This is a genomic window from Limnoglobus roseus (assembly GCF_008254045.1).
In the GTDB taxonomy this organism is placed as follows: Bacteria; Planctomycetota; Planctomycetia; order Gemmatales; family Gemmataceae; genus Limnoglobus; species Limnoglobus roseus.
This window is the reverse complement of sequence record NZ_CP042425.1, coordinates 7,007,144-7,025,310: the sequence shown is the minus strand read 5'-3', so window position 1 is coordinate 7,025,310 and position 18,167 is coordinate 7,007,144. Positions and strand designations below refer to the sequence as shown.

Annotated in this window: 14 protein-coding genes and 1 pseudogene; 11 read left to right on the top strand and 4 right to left on the bottom strand. The window is 65.2% G+C overall.

Going from position 1 to position 18,167, the window contains the following annotated elements:
- Positions 1-265 precede the first annotated feature (265 nt).
- From PX52LOC_RS30025 to PX52LOC_RS30010, 4 genes are read left to right on the top strand one after another with little or no spacing between them, the layout of a single operon-like run.
- On the top strand, positions 266-1,237 hold the full coding sequence (locus PX52LOC_RS30025; RefSeq protein ID WP_149113542.1) for a hypothetical protein: 972 nt from the start codon (positions 266-268) through the stop codon (positions 1,235-1,237).
- Between the two features lie 17 nt (positions 1,238-1,254).
- A complete protein-coding gene (locus PX52LOC_RS30020; protein ID WP_149113541.1) occupies positions 1,255-4,653 on the top strand; it encodes an outer membrane protein assembly factor BamB family protein in 3,399 nt (1,132 codons plus the stop codon).
- A gap of 14 nt (positions 4,654-4,667) precedes the next feature.
- Positions 4,668-5,720 carry an AAA family ATPase gene (locus PX52LOC_RS30015; RefSeq protein WP_149113540.1) on the top strand — a complete coding sequence of 351 codons (1,053 nt, stop codon included), beginning with the start codon at positions 4,668-4,670 and terminating at the stop codon, positions 5,718-5,720.
- Complete coding sequence (locus PX52LOC_RS30010) at positions 5,717-6,598, top strand: DUF58 domain-containing protein (RefSeq protein WP_149113539.1); 882 nt, start codon at positions 5,717-5,719, stop codon at positions 6,596-6,598. Before PX52LOC_RS30015 ends, PX52LOC_RS30010 begins: the two co-directional genes overlap by 4 nt.
- A 2-nt stretch (positions 6,599-6,600) precedes the next feature.
- Here the strand turns inward: PX52LOC_RS30010 and PX52LOC_RS30005 are convergent, their stop codons facing one another.
- Complete coding sequence (locus PX52LOC_RS30005; RefSeq protein ID WP_168219294.1) at positions 6,601-7,749, bottom strand: lactonase family protein; 1,149 nt, start codon at positions 7,747-7,749, stop codon at positions 6,601-6,603.
- 109 nt (positions 7,750-7,858) lie between these two features.
- On the opposite strand from PX52LOC_RS30005, the gene PX52LOC_RS30000 reads away from it, so the two are divergent.
- Positions 7,859-8,599: a 3-keto-disaccharide hydrolase gene (locus PX52LOC_RS30000; RefSeq protein ID WP_149113537.1), complete on the top strand. Its 741-nt coding sequence runs from the start codon at positions 7,859-7,861 to the stop codon at positions 8,597-8,599.
- A 312-nt stretch (positions 8,600-8,911) separates the two neighbouring features.
- Here the strand turns inward: PX52LOC_RS30000 and PX52LOC_RS41140 are convergent, their stop codons facing one another.
- Positions 8,912-9,172 carry a hypothetical protein gene (locus tag PX52LOC_RS41140; RefSeq protein ID WP_168219293.1) on the bottom strand — a complete coding sequence of 87 codons (261 nt, stop codon included), beginning with the start codon at positions 9,170-9,172 and terminating at the stop codon, positions 8,912-8,914.
- Positions 9,173-9,231: 59 nt separating this feature from the next.
- Between PX52LOC_RS41140 and PX52LOC_RS41135 the strand changes: the two genes are divergently transcribed.
- Positions 9,232-10,077, top strand: coding sequence for a DUF1571 domain-containing protein (locus PX52LOC_RS41135; protein ID WP_168219292.1), 846 nt, complete (start codon positions 9,232-9,234; stop codon positions 10,075-10,077).
- Between the two features lie 55 nt (positions 10,078-10,132).
- Here the strand turns inward: PX52LOC_RS41135 and PX52LOC_RS29990 are convergent, their stop codons facing one another.
- Positions 10,133-11,164 (bottom strand): zinc-dependent alcohol dehydrogenase, encoded by a 1,032-nt coding sequence (locus tag PX52LOC_RS29990; RefSeq protein WP_149113535.1) that lies wholly within the window; start codon positions 11,162-11,164, stop codon positions 10,133-10,135.
- Here PX52LOC_RS29990 and PX52LOC_RS29985 point away from each other — a divergent pair.
- Positions 11,163-12,770: pseudogene (locus tag PX52LOC_RS29985) on the top strand (hypothetical protein); the annotation flags it as partial. The gene PX52LOC_RS29990 and the pseudogene PX52LOC_RS29985 overlap by 2 nt on opposite strands.
- A 306-nt stretch (positions 12,771-13,076) precedes the next feature.
- Here PX52LOC_RS29985 and PX52LOC_RS29980 read toward each other — a convergent pair.
- Positions 13,077-13,520, bottom strand: coding sequence for a hypothetical protein (locus PX52LOC_RS29980; RefSeq protein ID WP_149113533.1), 444 nt, complete (start codon positions 13,518-13,520; stop codon positions 13,077-13,079).
- An 83-nt stretch (positions 13,521-13,603) separates the two neighbouring features.
- On the opposite strand from PX52LOC_RS29980, the gene PX52LOC_RS29975 reads away from it, so the two are divergent.
- The 4 genes from PX52LOC_RS29975 to PX52LOC_RS29960 are packed head-to-tail and all read left to right on the top strand — an operon-like array spanning position 13,604 to position 17,984.
- Positions 13,604-14,425 carry a metallophosphoesterase gene (locus PX52LOC_RS29975; RefSeq protein WP_168219290.1) on the top strand — a complete coding sequence of 274 codons (822 nt, stop codon included), beginning with the start codon at positions 13,604-13,606 and terminating at the stop codon, positions 14,423-14,425.
- A 19-nt stretch (positions 14,426-14,444) separates the two neighbouring features.
- Positions 14,445-15,704, top strand: a complete 1,260-nt coding sequence (locus PX52LOC_RS29970; protein ID WP_149113531.1) for an MFS transporter — start codon at positions 14,445-14,447, stop codon at positions 15,702-15,704.
- Positions 15,704-17,131: an oxidoreductase gene (locus tag PX52LOC_RS29965; RefSeq protein ID WP_149113530.1), complete on the top strand. Its 1,428-nt coding sequence runs from the start codon at positions 15,704-15,706 to the stop codon at positions 17,129-17,131. Before PX52LOC_RS29970 ends, PX52LOC_RS29965 begins: the two co-directional genes overlap by 1 nt.
- A gap of 55 nt (positions 17,132-17,186) precedes the next feature.
- Entirely contained in the window at positions 17,187-17,984 is a 798-nt protein-coding gene (locus PX52LOC_RS29960; protein ID WP_149113529.1) for an HpcH/HpaI aldolase family protein, read from the top strand.
- The last annotated feature ends 183 nt before the right edge of the window (positions 17,985-18,167 follow it).

The following is an 18,167-nucleotide window of genomic DNA, read 5'->3' as shown; positions in this document are numbered from 1 at the left end:
AAACGATCGGTCGGGTTCGGCGCAGGATCGGCGGGCGGTGTGTTCAATTCGGTATCGGCGGATCGTTATTCGGCCGGTGTCGTGGGCCGAAGGTGGTGTCGCGGATGAATCACTGCTAAGATAGGGGTGTGGTTCGGCCCCGTCTATACAACCTCCGGCCGAACGGTCCCACCTTGGTTGTCGTACCACGATGCTACTTCGCCTTATCGGAGTTCTCGGGGTTTTCCTCGCCCCCGGATCGTTGATCGGTTTTTCTGCTGAACCTTTGTTCCCCATTCTAGCAACGACCGTCACGGTTGAGAAGCCGACGACGCTCAGCGAGTTGCTCAAGCGGGTCGAAAATCAATCCGGTCTGAAGGTGGAGGTCGGAACCCTTGACGCCGACGCCGTCGTGCCGGCTGCCGGCAAGAAGCCGTTCTGGGAACTGCTGGAAAGCGTCGCTGCCACCACGAACACGCACCTGGCGATCAACGGCGCGAGCAAGTCCATCGCCTTCGCGGCCGGCCGGTCCGCCACGGCAGCAAGCCTGGAGGGCCCGTTCCGCATTTCCAACAAGAGCATCACGGCCAAGATCGACGGCGTCACGGGGCAGTCCGGTTACGTTGTGGCCCTGGACGTTCATTGGGAGCCGCGCTTCCCCGTGTTCCGCATGGACGCGCAGCCGCGGATCACGAGCGCGAAGGACGATCTTGGCAACGCGCTCCGGGTGCGAGAAACGTCTGTGAAGACGGCGATCACCGGCTACTCTCATACGGCCGAGGTACGGGTCGAAGGGTTGACGCGGAAGGCCGGGGCCGTCGCCGCACTCGCGGGCGAGTTCACGGTCACGGCTAGCCCGAAGATGCTGGCGTTCGCCTTCGACGACCTTTCGACCCTGCCGGTGACGAAACAACTCGACGGCGTGAAGGCCACGATTACAAAGGTTCTCAAACGCGAAGAAGTCTGGGAAATTCAACTGACGGTGGAGTACCCCAACCCGCCGCCGGCCTTCGAGAGTTTTGAGTCGTGGACGAACCACAACACCTTCCAACTTGTGCCGCCCAACAAGAGGGCGGGTGTCGTGATCGTGAATTCGGACATCACGTCGAACGACCGCGTCATCACCGCGGCCTACCGCTTCAGCCAGAAGGCCGTCGATCTGGCCAACCGCAAGGGTTGGAGCATCGTCTGCGAATCGCCCGCACCGCTAGTCGAGTTTTCGCTCCCGTTCCGCTTGAAGGACTTGAAGCTGCCGTGAGAAGGGTTTCGCGGATTGTGACCGTCGTTGTCCTGCTGATCGTCGGCACCGCCAGGGCCGCGGAAGTGCCCGAGTCGGCGAACGTCCGCGGGGAATCGACCACCAGCCGCAAACGACTCGCCGAAGCCGAGCAGAAGATCGTCGCGGGGAAGTCGGCAGAGGCCATCGACGACCTCCAACGTATTCTGGACGAGGTCGGCGACACGCTCGTCACGGCCGACGGCAAGCAGTTCTACGCCGCCCGGCAGTACGTCCATCAGTTCCTGGCAAAATTGCCCGACCCCGAGTTGAAGAAGTATCGGGATCGCGTCGAGGAACCCGCCGCGAAACTGCTCGCACTCGGCAAGTCTCGGCGAGAAACCCGCCCCCTGTTGGAGTTGCTCGACCGTTACGCCCTCAGTCGCCCCGCGGAAGATGCGATCCTGCTGCTCGCCGAGTTGGCGTTCGAGCGTGGGCAGTTCGCCATGGCCGAGGGTTACTGGAAGAAGCTTTTGCCGGAGGCCGAGGGCTATCGCTATCCCGGCGTGAAAACAGCCCTACCACTTGTGCGGGCGAAGATCATCCTCGCGACGCAATACCGAGGTGATCGACAGGCGGCCGGCCGGGTGCTGGCGGATTTTCAAAAAGCCGAGCCAAAGGCGGAAGGCCACATCGCCGGGAAGACTGGCAACCTGTCCACGATCCTGGCCGAACTATTGTCGGACACGCCGCCGCGGTTGAGTTCGCCCGCAAATCCTGCGGATTGGTCCTCGCTCGGCGGATCGCCCTCCCGTGAGGGCCGCGTGCCGGGGAACCTGCACCGGCACTGGCCCAGCCAGCCGACGTGGAAAACGCCGATCCCGCCCGTCGAAGGGGTGGGCAAGATCGGCGCGTCCCCCGGCAGCGGCCCGGTGAAGTCGCTCGCCTTTCACCCCGTCGTGATGGACGGTCGTGCTTACATTGCGGACGCCGGGCGGGTGATCGCGTTCGACCTTCGAACCGGGACCGCCGAGGTCGTCTTCGATCAGCGTTCGATCGCGAAACCCGCCCTCGGGAAGGACACATTGCGATTGCCGACCGCGACCGACACCGACTTCACGCTGACGGCCACGGGCGGCCGACTCTACTTCCGCTTCGGCTCGCCGTTACTCTTCCCGGTTCCCGCCGATGTTGAAGCCCTGGTCACGCGGCCGAGCACGCTCATTTGCCTGGCGCGTCCGCCGGAATCGTTGCCCGACGCCCTGCCGACGCGGGTGGCGTGGAAGCGATTTCCGCCCGTAGCGGGAGACGGGCCTGCGTCATGGGAGGGGAGTCCGCTCGTCGTTGATGGGCACGTTCTCGCCGCGTTCGTGCGGTCGGAAGGCGGGCGGGCGGTTCAAGCGATTGCCTGCTACCGCGACGACGGCGAGCGACCGATCTGGGTGACGGACGTGTGCGAAGTGTCTACGGCGGCCGGCCGAACGCGGCCGGAGTTACTCACGCTCGCGGGCCGCAACGTCGTTTTTTGCTCGCACTCGGGCGTGGTCGCCGCGGTGAACTTGCACACCGGCAAGCCGGCCTGGGCGTACCGCTACCCGCGGATTCGCCGATTCCCTGGCGATGGCCGCTACCGCGACTTGTCGCCGCCGGTGGCCGCGGCCGGCCGTGTCTTCGTGGCTCCCAACGACGGCGATCAGTTGTTGGCGTTCGACGCGGAATCCGGGAAGCTCTTGTGGCAGGACGGCCCTCTGCTCTTCGACCACGTCATCGGGGCCGCGGCCGGGAAGGTGGTGGCCACCGTCGCGGGGCCTCAACGCGGCATTCGTGCCTACGACGCGGCGACCGGCTCTTGCGACGGGCTGACCGGCTGGCGCAACCACGACGACCCATACCTGCCGACGTTCGGCCGCGGCCTCCTCAGCGACGAGGTGATCGCTTGGCCGACGGCGACCGCCCTGTACACGATCCGCCTCGCGGACGGCACTGTTGCGGCTCAACCCGTGCGAGTGCCGCACGGGAACCTGGCCTATGCTTGGAACGTCCTGTTGGTGGCTACCGCGACAGAAGTCTGGGGGTACGTTCAAGAGGGGGACGAACCGCCGCGCGAGTCACCGCAACCCCGGCCGATCTTGCTCGGAGCGATTCCGCCCACTGAAACGGTCCGCCCGATCGAACCAAAGGTGGGGCTTCCACTGCGGCTCGATTCGCCGGCCGTCCTCGAACGAGTGACCGCTGCGAATCCCGAACGTGCGGCCAATGTGGGCGCGATGGCGCGCACGAAGGATGGGCAGCGATTGCTCGTTCGTGCGGGCGTTGCCGGGGCGGAGTTCGTGACTTCGGCCGCGACTCTGGTGCCTTACGACGGTGTGCGGCCAACGACCGTGGTCGCACGGGGCGGACACTTCCTGTTGGCGAGTGACGACAATGTTTCGCAGGTTGATTCGGTCCGCGGGCGGGCGATCTGGACCGTGACGCAGCCCGACATCATCGAAGTCATCCCGATCCGCAACGGGTTGGTCCTGCGAGTCGGTGAACACCACCTCGTGGCCTACGAACTCGCGACCGGCCGTATCTGCTGGGCGCTCGACTCGCACAAACGGTCGCGGCTCCCGGAACCGGCGATCGAAAGCGGCGCTCGCTTTCTGTCGGCCGTCGCGTTTGAGGATCGGCTGCTGGTGCAACTCTCGACCGGTCGGCGGTGGTTGATTGAGGCCGCAAAAGGCCACGTTCTTAAAGAAGCGGACACGGCCGACCGCGAGTGGGCAACACCGCCGCAGCGACTCACGGACGGTGCCGTTGTCGTCGCGGACGGGCCGAGCCGCGTCTCGGCCATCGACACCGCCTGCCGGGTTCTGTGGAGTTTTGACGCGAAGCGTGAAGCCAGCCTGACCGGCGAGGCGGCAGGCGTTCGCGTCATCGGCGATTCGGTCTACGTGTTTGTCCACCGCAACCATGGCGTTGAGGTCGAACGACTGTCCGCATTGGCTGGCTTGACCCGTTGGGCGGATCGACCGGCATTGCTGAAGGCCGATGCCGACCCGCTGACGGCTCTCGCCGACGACGAACGGATTTACGTCCCGACCGCCGGGCAACTGGTCGCCTTCAAACTCGACACCGGTCGCGAGGCGTGGCAGGCGGAATTGCCTCCCGCGGAATCGTGGCAAACCGTCCTCACGCAGAACCGTCTGGTCGTGCTGCCGAAGTACGCCGTGACCGCGAACGCGAGTGCGGTGTTCGAATCGTTCCTCCGATTCCCGCACATGCGGCGAGTCCTCGGCCTATTGCACACGCTGGCGGACGATTCTTTCCGCGGGAACGTGCCCGTGCTGCTGTTCGATCCGCGAACGGGGCGACTACAACAACGCCTGGACATCGCCGCCGTCGGGTCGGTGAGTGTGGACGTGGGCGGCGACGGCGTCTGGATCGCGGCGGGCGGGGCGATGTACCGGCTTCATTGAAACGAGGCGACTTCATGTCGAACGAGATCGAGTCCGAGTTGGCCGAGCCGGATGTCATGGAGACGGCCGACCGGCTCCGCGTGGGTTGCCGGAAGTTGCTCGCCGAGTGCGGCAAGATCATCGTCGGGCAGTCCGATGTCCTCGAACAACTCATCCTCGCTATCCTCGCCCGCGGCCACTGCCTCCTCGTCGGGGTGCCGGGGTTGGCGAAGACGCTGATGATCCGCACGCTGGCCGACGGCATGAACCTGACGTTCAGCCGCGTGCAGTTCACCCCGGACCTGATGCCGAGCGACATCACCGGCACCGACATCCTGCAAGAAGACAAGACCACCGGCGGCCGGTCCTTCCGCTTTGTTCACGGCCCGATCTTCGCGAACATCGTCCTCGCCGACGAAATCAACCGCACGCCGCCGAAGACGCAGGCCGCACTTCTCGAAGCGATGCAAGAGCGGCAAGTGACGGTCGCGGGTGTACGCCACAAACTGCCGGACCCGTTCTTCGTGCTGGCGACGCAAAACCCGATCGAGCAGGAAGGAACTTACCCGTTGCCCGAGGCGCAGCAGGACCGCTTCATGTTCAACATCCGCGTCGATTACCCGGACGAGGACGAAGAGTATCGCATCATCGAAGCGACCACCTCGGCCACCAAGGCGCGGGTGGAGCAGATCATCAACGGCCCGGACCTGATCGCAATGCAACAGCTCGTCCTGCAAGTGCCGGCGGCCGAGTACGTGATGCGGTACGCGGCCCGGTTGGTGCGGGCCACACGGCCGACGCCGCCTGCCGGCGAGGCGGCGAGCGGCCCCGTGCCTGACTTCGTCAAGAAGTTCGTCAGTTGGGGAGCCGGCCCGCGGGCGGGGCAGAGCCTCATTCTCGCGGCGAAGGCACGGGCACTTCTAAACTCGCGGACCTATGTCGCGCTCGAAGACGTGAAGGCCGTAGCCGCGCCGGTGCTGCGGCATCGGGTCATCACCAACTACAACGCGGAAGCCGACGGAATTACGCCGGACGAGATCATCCGGCGGCTGCTGGCCATCATGCCGCGGGACGGCGAGAAGTCATGACCCCGCTTCCGGCCCACTTGCTCGCGCAGATCGACCGCCTAGAACTCGAAGCCCGGCAACTGGTCGAGGGCCACCTCGCCGGTCGGCACAAGAGTCCGCAGCACGGGTTCGCCGTCGAGTTCGCCCAGCACCGCGAGTACGCCCCCGGCGACGACATCAAGCACATCGACTGGAAGGTGTTCGCCCGCACCGAGCGCTACCACCTCAAGCAGTACGAGCAGGAAACGAACCTCGTCGCGTGGATGGTCGTGGACGCGAGTGAGTCGATGCGGTTCCGGTCCGGCGGGCGGTCGAAGTACGAGGTCGCCTGTTCGGCCGCCGCTGCCCTCGCGTTCCTCATCCTGCAACAGACGGATAGCGTCGGCCTCGTGACCTTCGCCGACGGGGTGCGGCACTTCCTGCGGCCGTCCGCCCGGGCCGGCAACCACTTCCGTGAAATCTTGAAGTTGCTTCTCGACGGCCCCGCAGCAACACCCGCGGACACCGGCAAGGTGCTGGATGAAGTCGCCGGGCGGCTCGGCCGGCGGGGGATCGTCTTCCTCTTCAGCGACCTGCTCGACGACGTGCCGCCGCTGATCGACGGGCTACGCCACTTGAAGTTTCAGAAGCACGAAGTGGTGGTCTTCCAGGTGATGGACGGGGCGGAACTGGACTTCCCGTTCCGCCACCCGACGCTGTTCCGCGGCCTCGAAAACTGGCCGGAACTGAGTACCGACCCGCTGTCGATCCGCGAGAGTTATCTGACCGAGTTGGGCAACCACCTCGGCCAGATTCAGCAAGCCTGCCGCACGCTGGAGGCAGACTATGTTCGCCTCCGTACCGATGCCGACCTGGGCCACGAACTGTCGATCTACCTGCGGAGACGGTTCGGGAAGTAGTCTCACCCCGCCGGCACGAACTTCACGCACACTGGGCTGCCAACCTTCACCTTGCTCGCGGTTGGTTTCGCCAACCCCGACTCATCGAGTGCGTACACCTGCACGCTGTTGCCGTCCTGGTTCGCGATCAGCATCCACTTGCCGCTCGGGTCAATGTTGAAGTTCCGCGGCGTCTTGATGTCGCCGGTGATGTGGCCGATCGCCTTCAGTTTGCCGTCAGCTTCGACTGCGAAGGCGGCAACGCTGTTCTGGCCGCGGTTCGAGACGTAGACGAACTTACCATTCGGGTGAAGCTTCGTCTCGGCCGTGCTGTACCCTTTCATCGGTTTGCCTTCCGGCACGGTCGAGAGCGATTGCACCACTTCGAACTTGCCGGCCGCGATGTCGAGTTTGACCACGTTGGCGGTCATGTTGAGTTCGCCGTTGACGTAGGCGATGGTATTGTCCTTGTTCAGGGCGATGTGCCGTGGTCCGGTGCCCTTCGGCATGGTGATCAATTGCGGCTTGTCGGACAGTGTGCCGGCGGTCGGGTCCACGGCGTAGACCATCACGGTGTCGAGGCCGAGGTCGACGACGAAGCAGTGTTGGCCGGCCTTGTCGAAGACCGTGCAATGCGTGTGGGGGGCTTCCTGCCGGCCCTTGTCCACGCTGGTGCCGGCGTACTGGTTGAAGGCGAGTTGCTTCCCGAGCTTGCCGTCGGCGTTGACGGCGAAGACGGTCGAACTGCCGCCGCCGTAGTTCGCGATAAAGAGCATTTTGCCGCTGGGGTCGATGCTCACCTGACAGGGCCCCGCCCCGACACTGTCACCCTCGTTCAGTTTCGTCAGCTTGCCGGTCGCCGCGTCGATGGCGAAGGCGTACACGCCGCCGCCCTTGTTGCCCTTCACCGCACCTTCGCCGACGGCGTACAGGTACTTGTTCGTCGGGTGGACGGCCAGGAACGACGGGCTGCCGACTTCCGCGGCCAGCACCGGTTCGCCGAGCGTGCCGGTCTTCGGATCGAACGTGCTCGCGTAGATGCCCTTGCTCTCCTTGCCCGTGTATGTCCCGAAGAACGCCCAGATCGGGCCGGCATCGGCAGCGGGTGCGAATGCCGTGGACGCGGCCAGGGCGGTCGTGCCGAGGAGGAAGACGCGGCGGTCGATAGTCATTAGAGGCTCCGGTGGGAAAGGGGAAACTGGTTCTGGTTTTCCGCGGGGTGAACGATCATAATATGACGAACTTCCGCCGGAAACCCTCTTCCCGATTCTTGGAGCCGACATGCGATCCCTCGTCTTGCTGGTACTTCTTTGCACGAGTTTCCCGATTCTCGCCGCCGAACCGCCGAAGGCCACCCCGGCCGACGGGTGGACGGAGTTGCTGAAAAGCGGTCCCGACACGCCCTGGAAGAAAGTGGACGCCGGCTGGGTTTTTGCCGAAGGCGTGGTGCTCGACGCCGAGAACGGCAAGAAATTGAAGCCGAGTGGTAAGGGTGACGTGTGGGTGAACGGCGACAAGGGCCGCCTGCCGGACCTGATTACCAAGCAGGACTACAAGGACGTGGAAGTGCACGTCGAGTTCTTGATCGGCAAGGGTTCCAACGCCGGGGTCAAGTTCCACGCCGTCTACGAGATTCAGATCCTCGACACGGCCGCGAAGAAGGGCGAACTCACCGGCGACTTCTGCGGGGGCATCTACCCGCGGGCCGAGGACAAGCCGGCTTACCACCACATCGACAAGGGCATCGGACCGAAGGTGAACGCCGCTAAGCCGGCCGGCGAGTGGCAGACCCTTGAGGTGACCTTCACCTCGCCGCGGCTGAACGACAAGGGCGAGCGGATGACCAAGGCGAAGGTCGTGAAGGCGACGCTGAACGGCCAACTCATCCACGAGAACGTGGAACTCGAAACGCCGACGGGGAGCAACTGGAAGAAGAAGGAAGTCGCGACCGGCCCCTTCATGCTCCAGTCCGACCACGGCCCGGTGGCGTTCCGCAACGTGAAGATTCGCGAGATCAAGTAGCCGCTCGAACCCCGGCCGGAAACTGGGCTAGTCAAGGACCGCGGGCGAGGCTATGGCCGTTGCTCTCACGGGACTTTGATCGCACCCGTTTCCGGCAGGGGGACGCCATGACGGTTCGCCATCTCACACGCCGCGTTTGGCTCGCGGCTTTCATCAGCGGTTCGGTCGCGCTCGGCGCATTCGCCCAATCACCGGACCCCGGCGCTCTGCCGCCGTTGCCGGGATCGACGCCGGTCGTGCCGCCGGCCTCGGAAGGGTTGCCGCCGCTGACACCGCCCGCAACGCCGACGCCGCCTCCCGCGGCCCCGCCACTCATCCCGGCCAGTGGCACGACTCCCATCGTCCCGCCGCCGATGACGGAACCCGCGCCGGCGATGCCATCCGTGCCGCCGCCGTCCGCGACGGCCCCGGTTCCTGCAACGCCTGCGGTTGCTCCGCCGGCCCCGGTTCCTGCAACGCCTGCGGTTGCTCCGCCGGCTGTGGTGCCCGCAACTCCCGCGGCTGTTCCGCCACCTGCGCCGGCCGTTGCAGCGCCACTTCTTTCCGCACCGCCTGCGGCGACGGTTGCGCCACCCGCTGTGGTCACCCCGCCTGCGCCATCCACGCCGGCCCCGCTGCCGATGATGTCGCCGATGCCGACCGCGGCTCCCGAGTTGCCGCCGATGGGGTCGCCCGGCCCGATGGCCCCGGCCACGCCCCCGGTCATCGAATCGACCGAGACGCCGAAGTCCGACGTGCCGATGGTCACGACGGCGTCCGGCACGATGATGAAGCCCAGTTCCGAGGTGAAGATCGGCAAGCCGGCGGTCGAAGGCTTCGCCGCTTACACGATGGCACTCGCCGAGGCGAAGATGGCCTACGGCAAGGTCAGCGATTATTCCGGCCACGTCATCCACCAGGACCGCGTTCGTGGCAAGCTGACCCCGGAACAAACGGCCGAGATTCGCGTGAAGATGAAGCCGAGTAGCATCTCACTCCGCTACGTCGGCCCGAGTGCCATGCTCGGCGAAGAACTCGTTCACGTGTCCGGCCGGAACGCGGGCAAGCTCCGCATGAAGCCGGCCGGTAGCTTCGGCCCGGGCGGTTTCCTCAGCGTCGATCTGAGCGACTCGCGGGCGATGGCCCACACGCGGCACCAGGCGACCGAGTTCGGCATCGGGCCGATGATCGACATGCTCGATCGACAACTCGTCGTGGAAAACCGCCTCCGCAACGCCGTGCAGGTGAGCGTGGCCGAGTACACCTACGCGGGCAAGAAGGTGATGCGGTTCGAAGTGTTCACCGACCGCGCCCACGCCCTGCGGTACGCCTACCGCACGGTGGTGTACGTGGACAAGGAAACGAAGTTGCCCATCCGCGTTGAAGCCTACGACCAGCCGACGGTCAGCGGCTCGCCGACGGGGGAACTGATCGAGTCGTACAGCTACGTGAACCTGAAGTTCAACCAGGGGGTCGGCGACGCGATCTTCGAAAAGTAACGCATTCTCAAAGCCCGAAAGCCCACCCGTCGCGGCGACGGGTGGGTTCTTCGTTTCACACCCACTTCATGATGACGCCGAGGTACTCGTCCTTGTTCTTCAACAACCCCTCGTAAGCCTCGCCGAGTTGTTCCGGTACGATCGTGTGACGCACCAAGCCGGCGAGTGACAGCCGGCCGTTCGCCAACACCCGCAGCAGCCAGTGCTGGGCCTTGTTGATGTCCCACGCCCCGTTCAGGCGGATGTGGGCCGGCTCGAACAGCATGTTGCCGTGCGCCCCGCTCACCTCGATGTACCGGCGGTGCAGGTCGTCGTAGAAATTCACGTTCTGCGCGATGCCGCGCGGGCTGCCGACCACAATCACTTGCCCGGCGTCGCACGCCAAGCCCATCGCCGTCGGGATGGCCGCCGGGACGCCGGTCGCGTCCACGATGATTTCGGCCCCCTTTGTGCCGAGGTAAGCCGCGAGTTGCTGCTTCACGTCGCCGGCTTTCGGGTCGATGACGAAATCCACGCCGGCGGCCTTCACGGCGTCGCGGCGCATTTGCACTTCGTCAATGCCGACCACCGGCGACGCTCCCGCGGCCATCAGGCAGCGCACGGCGAACTGCCCGATGATGCCGAGGCCGAGGACCGCGGCCGACCGGCCGAGCGTGAGGCCGGCTCGGATTGACGCGCCGAGGCCGTAGCGGGCGATGCAGGCCACGGCCGCCCGTTCGAAAGTCAGGTCGTCCGGCATCTTCCAGATGCGGCACCGCTCGTGGCCGACGGTGAACAGTTCCGCCGAGGCGTGGTTGCCGGGGAAACTGACGCGGTCGCCTTCTTGGAAGCCGCCGGGGAAGTCCTTGCCGACCTTCAGCACCCGCCCGGCCGCCGAGTACCCGGAGCGGAACGGAAACTTCCAGTCCGGCATGTTCGGGTCTTTCAACCACTGGTGCGAGCCGGTGTAGACGGCGAGTTCTGTCCCGGCACTGATCGCCGAGCACTCGGCCGCGACGAGGATTTGATTAGGGCCGGGATCGGGGATTTCGACCTCGCGGACGCCGACCTTGTACGGTTCGAGAATGACCGCCTGACGAGCCTTCATGGGTTGCCTCGGAGAGAAGTGGGTGCGGCGAATTGTAGGCGGCGGCCCAGAAACGTCTGCCGGCTCGCTACAATCGACGGCACAACTCGGAGGCTCCGCCATGTCCCGAACCCTTACGATCGTCGCCACGCTCCTCGGGGCGTCCCTGGCTTCGGCTCAACCGCCGATCCTGAGCACCCAGCCGTTGCGGGGCGGATTCGGCGGCATTTCGACCGAGCAGTTCTACCAGTCACGGGTCCAACACGCGGCGAACCAACTCCTCGCCGACCTGAACAGCGTGCGGGCCGAAGTGTCGCGGACGCGGGAAAGTCTGCCGGTGAAGGTCGAACTCAGCCGCCTCGCGGATCAGGCCGTCCGGCAAGCCGAGGTGCTCCGCCGGCTGGCGTCGGTGACGGCCGACAAGGCTCGCTTGTTTCAAGCCGATCAGCAATTGGACGCCGTGGTCGATGCGTTCATCGCGCGGGCCGAGCAACTGGCGATCAACGCCCCGGCCCTCGCGGACGCGGTCACGCGGGCCCAGTACGCCGACCAGCAGTTGCACGCGGCCCTCGGCTTTACCGAGGGAGCGACCAGTGTCCCGCAGATCATCCGTTCGGCCGCGATGCTGAACGATCAGATCGGTCAACTCCGTCAGTTAGCTCAGGATCGCTTCGGCGGGGCGGTGTACACGCTCGCGGCGGACCGCCAACTGCGGTCGTTCGGCTTCCGCATCGACCAACTGCAACGTGGCCTGGAAGCCGGGACCGGCCTTCCCGCGGCGGTCACGACCTATCAGGTCGCCGCGAAGCAATGGCAAGCTCTGTCACCGACGCTGACCCAACTCGCGGCCGATCCGGGCATTCGCATCCAGACCGGCCGTGTGGCCAGTTTGTTCCAGCAACTCGGCGAACAACTGCAACCGGGCGGCGGCATCCTCCCGCTGCCGCCGCCCGGCCAACCGGGTTGGGGGTTGCTCTCGCGCGGCCTGTTTGCGTGCGGGGCGGGGGAAGGGGGCGGGCCGCGGGTGTCGGTCTTCGCGCAAGTGGGTGGGCAACCGCTGTTCGATTTCTTCGCCTTCGATCCGAACTTCCGCGGCGGCGTTCGGGTGGCCGTGGCCGACCTGAACGGCGACGGCATCCCCGATCTCGTCGCGACACCGGGGGCGACGCCACCGGGTCAGGTGCCCTTGCTGCCCCTCGTGCGCGTTTTCGACGGCCGGACGATGGGCCTGATGAGCGAATTCCTGGCCTACGACCGCACCTGGACGGGCGGCATTCACGTCGCCGCCGCCGACCGCACGCGGCAGGGCCGCGGCATCGTCGTCACTGGCGCGGATGTCGGGGCCGGTCCCCACGTGCGGGCCTTCGACATCAACACCGGGAAGGAACTGGCAAGTTTCTTCGCCTACGACCAGAACTATCGCGGCGGTGTTCGCGTTGCGCTCGGTGATGTGGACGGCGATGGCCTGCCGGACATCGTCACCGCCCCTGGTTCGCAGCACCCGCCGCAAATCAAAATCTTCTCGGGAAGTAACAGTCGAGTGATCGCAGACTTCCTGGCCTACGACCGCAACCACACCGTCGGGTCGTGGGTTGCCACTGCCGACCTGACGAAGAATGGCCGGGCGGATGTGATCGTCGGCCCCGACATCAACGGCAGCGGCTTGGTGCGAGTCTTCGACCCCATCCGCGGGCGGAAACTGGGCGAAGTCGCCCCGTACCCGCCGAATTTCCGCGGCGGCATTCGCGTGGCCGCCCACGACGTGAACGAGGACGGCGTGCTGGACATCGTCTGTGCCCCCGGCCCGGACTTGTTGGCGGCCCCGGTTCGCATCTTCGACGGGCGAAACAGCAAGCCGCTCGTCGAGTTCTTCCCGTTCGAGCGGACGTTCACCGGCGGCGTCTACATTGGGGCGAAATGACTGGTGATCGGCTTACTCCTCGGCCCCCCAGACGCAGACGCCGAAACCGTTCATGTCTAGGTCTTCGCCCTTCTCTTCTTCCACGGGACCGCCGCGGTCCATCGAGAGGCGGAGGAACAGCCAGAACGCGGACTTCTCCCCCTTGTGGTCGTAGCCGTTGGCGTCCACGTCGCCTTCGAGGAGCCACCGCCAGGCGCGCTTCTCGTTGTTCGCGTCCACGCCCTCTTCCTGCCAGCCCTTGAGGACGCGGGAGAAGTTTTGCAGAGCCTGCTTCCACGACTTCGTCTCGGTGATGTGGAGGCGGACTTCGTCGGGTTCCTTCTCCAGCTTCGCGTGCGGCAGCTTGACGACCGATTCGAATAGCTTGTGCTCCAGGGCTGCGCACCGCCACGGCGACCACAGGTAGAACGTGACGCCGGGGGTTTCCATCGTCAGCCCGAACAAATCGACCAGCATACGTGTCTCGCTTTCCCGCCGTCGTCGCGGCTTCATAAGTTGTACTCGGCAATCTAGCCGCAGCCCGGAGGATGGAAAGAGCCGTGAACCTGCCGACTCGCCTGGACTACCCCATCATCGCCGTCGGCGACCTGCACGGCCGGTGCGATTGGCTCACGAAACTGGTCACGAAACTCCGTCAGCACCCGGTCTGGCCTCACGCCAAACTCGCCTTCCTCGGCGACCTCGTGGATCGCGGTCCAAACGTCCGCGAAACCGTCCAATTGGTGATGGACCTGCTCGCCGAAAAGCCTGGCTCGACGTGCGTGGCGGGCAACCACGACTGGGCGTTGGTACGAGCCGCAGGGTTGAACGGACCGCCGTCAGAACGCTGGCAGAAGCACTATCGGGACAGGTACGACCACTACCGTACCTTCGAAAGTTACCTGGGCACCGGCTTCCCCATTGGTCGCAACGGGTGGACAGCGAACCTGGAACTGTTGAAGGGGGCGATGCCGGCCGAACATCGGGAATTCCTGGCCGAGTTGCCGTGGGTGGCCGAGAGCGATGGGCACGTGTTCGTTCACAACGGGCTGTCGCCGTACTTGGACGAGCCGGCCGAAGTACAACTCGAACTGCTGCGGCGGAAGCGGTGGGACGGGTACGTGACGCCGAAACTCGGGAGCGGCACGCACCTGCACTACAACCCCGAATACCCCGTCTGGCTGGGGGCGGACAAGACTCTCTCGAAGCACACCATACCCGCTCCGGGGCGGGTCATCGTGAGCGGTCACGTCCGGGTTGATGAGCCGGACGTAAATCCGATACGCATCCGAATCGACACGTCCGGGGGGATCGACCCGCCATTGACGGCGTGCATCCTGACCAGTCCGTCGAGCCAACCGGAGTTCGTCTTCAGTGAATGACCAGGGAAGGCCGGCCGGCGTGCCGTTTCGGCTCGCGGGGATGATGTTCTTGCAGTACGCCGCCCTCGGCGCGTGGATCGTTACGCTGTCGAGTTGGCTCGTGCAACCGGCGGGGCAGGGCGGGCTGGGGTTCAGCTCGCAACAGACGGCGTTCCTGTACGCCACGCAAGCCATTGGCGGCTTGGTCGCGCCGTTCATCACCGGCCTCCTAGCGGACCGCTTCTTCGCATCGGAAAAGCTCGTCGGCACGATGCACCTGTTCATGGCCGGGAGCATGGTCGGCATCGGGCAGGTGGCCAAGTCCTTCGCCGGCGAGAACGCCAATCCGCCGGTCGCGTGCCTGTACTTGTTCTTCGCCCTGTTGGGGTACTCGATCGCGTCCGTCTTCGCGATCACGGTCGGGAACTCGATGGCGATGCGGACACTGGCGAACCCACAAAAGAGCTTCGGCCCGGTCCGCTCGATGGGCACCCTCGGGTGGATCGTGTCGAGTAACGTCGTCGAGCGGTTCTTCCGGCTGCAATCGGAAGACCTGTTCGCCGTGTCGGCCGCGTGCCACGTGATCTTGGGGCTTCTCGCCTGGAAACTGCCGCACACGCCGCCGAAGGGGAGGGGCCGGCCGATCCCGGAAGTCATGGGCCTGCCCGCGATGAAACTGTTCCGTGACCCGTCGTTCATCGTCTTCGCGGCCGTCGCCTTCCTGATCCAGATGATGCAGCAGTTCTATACCGTCTTCGCGACGCCGTACCTCCTCGACCTCGGCATGGCCAACCCGGTGGCGAAGTTGAGCCTCGCGCAGTTCGTCGAGATGGGCTGCATGGCCTCGCTGTCGTTCATGGTGGTCCGATTCGGCTTGAAGACAACGATGATCGTCGGGCTATTGGCCTGGGTGCTGCGCAACTCGGTGCTGATGGGAGGTAACATCCCGGCGATCACGGCCGTGGCGATTCCGATGCACGGCGTCAGCTACACGTTCTTCTCCATCGTCGCGGCGCTCTATATCGACAAGGAAGCGCCGCCTCACTTGCGGGCCGGTGCGCAAGCCCTGCTCACGTTCGTGGCCGGCGGGCCGGGCACCTTGCTCGGCTTCTTCCTGGGTGGCTGGGTCAAGGACGCGCACACGCACGGCCCGACGACGGATTGGCCGGCTGTGTGGCTGGTCCCCGTGGTCGGGTGTACGGTGGCGACGATCGTTTTCATCGTCTTTTTCCACGAGCCGAAGGTGCCGCAGCCCGCGGACGGTACGCCCACTCCCGAACTTCTCCCGGAGAATCCGTGATGGCCAAGTTCTTCAAGTACAAAACGACCGCCGACCTGGAAGCCGAGAATGCCCGCCTGAACCTCGACCTACGATTCAGCGACGACCTCTCGCCGCTCTCGCAACCTGTGACGGTGGGCACGCGGACCGTCGGCAACCGCTGGTGCATCCACCCGATGGAAGGCTGCGACGGCAACCTCGACGGCACGCCGGGCGAACTCACCTTCCGCCGATACCAGCGATTCGGCGGCGGCGGGGCGAAGTTGATCTGGGGCGAGGCGTGCGCCGTCAACGACGAGGGCCGGGCCAACCCGCGGCAGATCGCGCTGAACCCCCGCACGCGGGACGAGTTCGCGAAGCTCGTCGAGCAAACGCGGCAGGCCCACCGGGATTCGTTGGGCGACGATTCGGACTTGCTGTTCGGCCTGCAACTGACGCACTCCGGCCGGTACAGCGTGAAGCCGATTATCGCCACTCACGACCCGTTGCTTGATCCGCGAACCGTTGTGAACAAGGCGACCGGGCAGAAAGTGACGGCCGACTACCCGATCATTACCGACGACGAATTGAAGCGACTCGTCGATGACTACGTTGCCACGGCGAAACTCGCGGTCGAAGTCGGGTTCGACTTCCTCGACGTGAAACAGTGCCACCGCTACCTGCTTAACGAGTTGCTCGGCGCTCGCAACCGGCCCGGCCCCTACGGCGGTAGTTTCGAGAACCGCACGCGGCTGGCGCGGGAAATCTTCACCGCACTCAAGGCCGTCGTGCCGAGCAATGTACTGCTGGCCACCCGGATGAACGGCTTCGACAGCATCCCTTACCACAAGGGCGACAACGACGACGGGCAGCCCGACCCCTGGACGGCTCCACTGGCCAATGGCTGGGGGATGAGCGAGAGCGATCCGTTTACGCCGGACCTGGCGGAACCGATTCGCTGGGTGCAAGAGATGCGAACCCTCGGCGTTGATCTCGTGAACGTCGCGCTCGGCAACCCGTATGCGCAACCGCACTTCGGCCGGCCGTTCGAGTACCCGCCGCCGGACGGCTACGAGTCGCCGGAACACCCGCTCACCGGCGTGGACCGGCACTTCAAGTGTGCCGAGGCCGTTCAGCGGGCAAACCCCGGGCTGGCGATTGTCGGCACCGGCTACAGCTACTTGCAAGAGTTCTTCCCACAGGCCGGGGCGGCGAACGTACGCGATGGCCGCATCACCTTCGTCGGCGTCGGCCGAGCGTCGTTGGCCCAACCCGATTGGGTAAAGCAACTTCAGGACAACGGCAAAATGGACCGCAAGCGCGTCTGCCGCACCTTCAGCTATTGCACGGCCCTGATGCGGGAGAAAAACCACCCCCTCGGCCAGTACCCGACCGGTTGCCCGCCGTTCGACAAGGAGGCCTACGGCGAAATCTGGAAGGAAGTGCTGGAACTGAAAGTGAAGAAGTGACCGGGCACTCCTATAACCCACGCTAGGAATCTCCTACCCATAGCAGGCCTCTCCCATGCGTGAGAACCCCGTCAAGCGATTGTTGAAGTCCGGCCAACCCGCCGTCGGCACCTGGCTTTCGCTCGGCAACATCACGGCCGCCCGGTTCCTGGCCCGTAGCGGCTTCGACTGGCTGTGCGTGGACATCGAGCACTCGCTCGTCGGCATGGAAACCGCCACGCACATGTTCGGCTCGGTCGCCGACGCCGGCTGTGTCGCCTTGGCCCGCGTGCCGGCCAACAAGCACGACCACATCAAGCGCGTCCTCGACAACGGCGGTCACGGCATCATCGTGCCGATGGTCTGTTCGCGGAAGGAGGCAGAACTGGCCGTCGAGGCGTGCCTTTACCCGCCGCAGGGAACCCGCAGCGTTGGGGGGAGCGTCCACGCCTTGAACTGGAACGCTTCGCCGGTTGACTACTACGCCCGCGCGAACGACGAAGTCGCCATCATCCTCCAGTGCGAGCACATCGAAGCCGTTCGCGACTTCGACAACATTTATTCCGTGCCCGGCGTCGATGCCGTGTTCGTTGGGCCGAACGACCTGATGGCGAGCATGCGATCTGCGGACGGTAAGCCCCCGACCCCCGAGGCGTTTCAGCAAGCACTGGCGGACATTCTCGCCGGCTGCAAACGGCTTGGCGTGCCGGCCGGCATTCACACCTTCAGCGCCGAGGATGCAAAAAAGCGGATCGCCGAAGGCTGGCAATTCATCGCGGTGAGCAGCGAACTCAAGTTCATGGTGGACGGCGCGAAGGCCGTCATCGACGGCCTCGGCCTCGGCAAGGGAGCGGGCGATCTCGCGAAGTATTGACGCGAGACGGAATTCCGCTTGGCCAAATCCCGCCAGCGGTTCTATATTCATTCCACAACCTCCCCGAACGTGTGACATGACCTTCACCCCGACCAACTTCGTGCCGACAACCACCCCAATGGTGGCCGTCGTCGTTGTTGCCGTGGGCGCTGCTGCCGCAGTTGTCGTCGCACCATAGTCCGG

Bases quoted from the DNA above. Each gene is read 5' to 3' on its own strand.
- PX52LOC_RS29980 (WP_149113533.1), bottom strand. From the start codon at position 13,520: ATGCTGGTCGATTTGTTCGGGCTGACGATGGAAACCCCCGGCGTCACG.
- PX52LOC_RS30000 (WP_149113537.1), top strand. From the start codon at position 7,859: ATGCGATCCCTCGTCTTGCTGGTACTTCTTTGCACGAGTTTCCCGATT.
- PX52LOC_RS30005 (WP_168219294.1), bottom strand. From the start codon at position 7,749: ATGACTATCGACCGCCGCGTCTTCCTCCTCGGCACGACCGCCCTGGCC.
- PX52LOC_RS29990 (WP_149113535.1), bottom strand. From the start codon at position 11,164: ATGAAGGCTCGTCAGGCGGTCATTCTCGAACCGTACAAGGTCGGCGTC.
- PX52LOC_RS29960 (WP_149113529.1), top strand. From the start codon at position 17,187: ATGCGTGAGAACCCCGTCAAGCGATTGTTGAAGTCCGGCCAACCCGCC.
- PX52LOC_RS41135 (WP_168219292.1), top strand. From the start codon at position 9,232: ATGCCGACCGCGGCTCCCGAGTTGCCGCCGATGGGGTCGCCCGGCCCG.
- PX52LOC_RS30015 (WP_149113540.1), top strand. From the start codon at position 4,668: ATGTCGAACGAGATCGAGTCCGAGTTGGCCGAGCCGGATGTCATGGAG.
- PX52LOC_RS30010 (WP_149113539.1), top strand. From the start codon at position 5,717: ATGACCCCGCTTCCGGCCCACTTGCTCGCGCAGATCGACCGCCTAGAA.
- PX52LOC_RS29965 (WP_149113530.1), top strand. From the start codon at position 15,704: ATGGCCAAGTTCTTCAAGTACAAAACGACCGCCGACCTGGAAGCCGAG.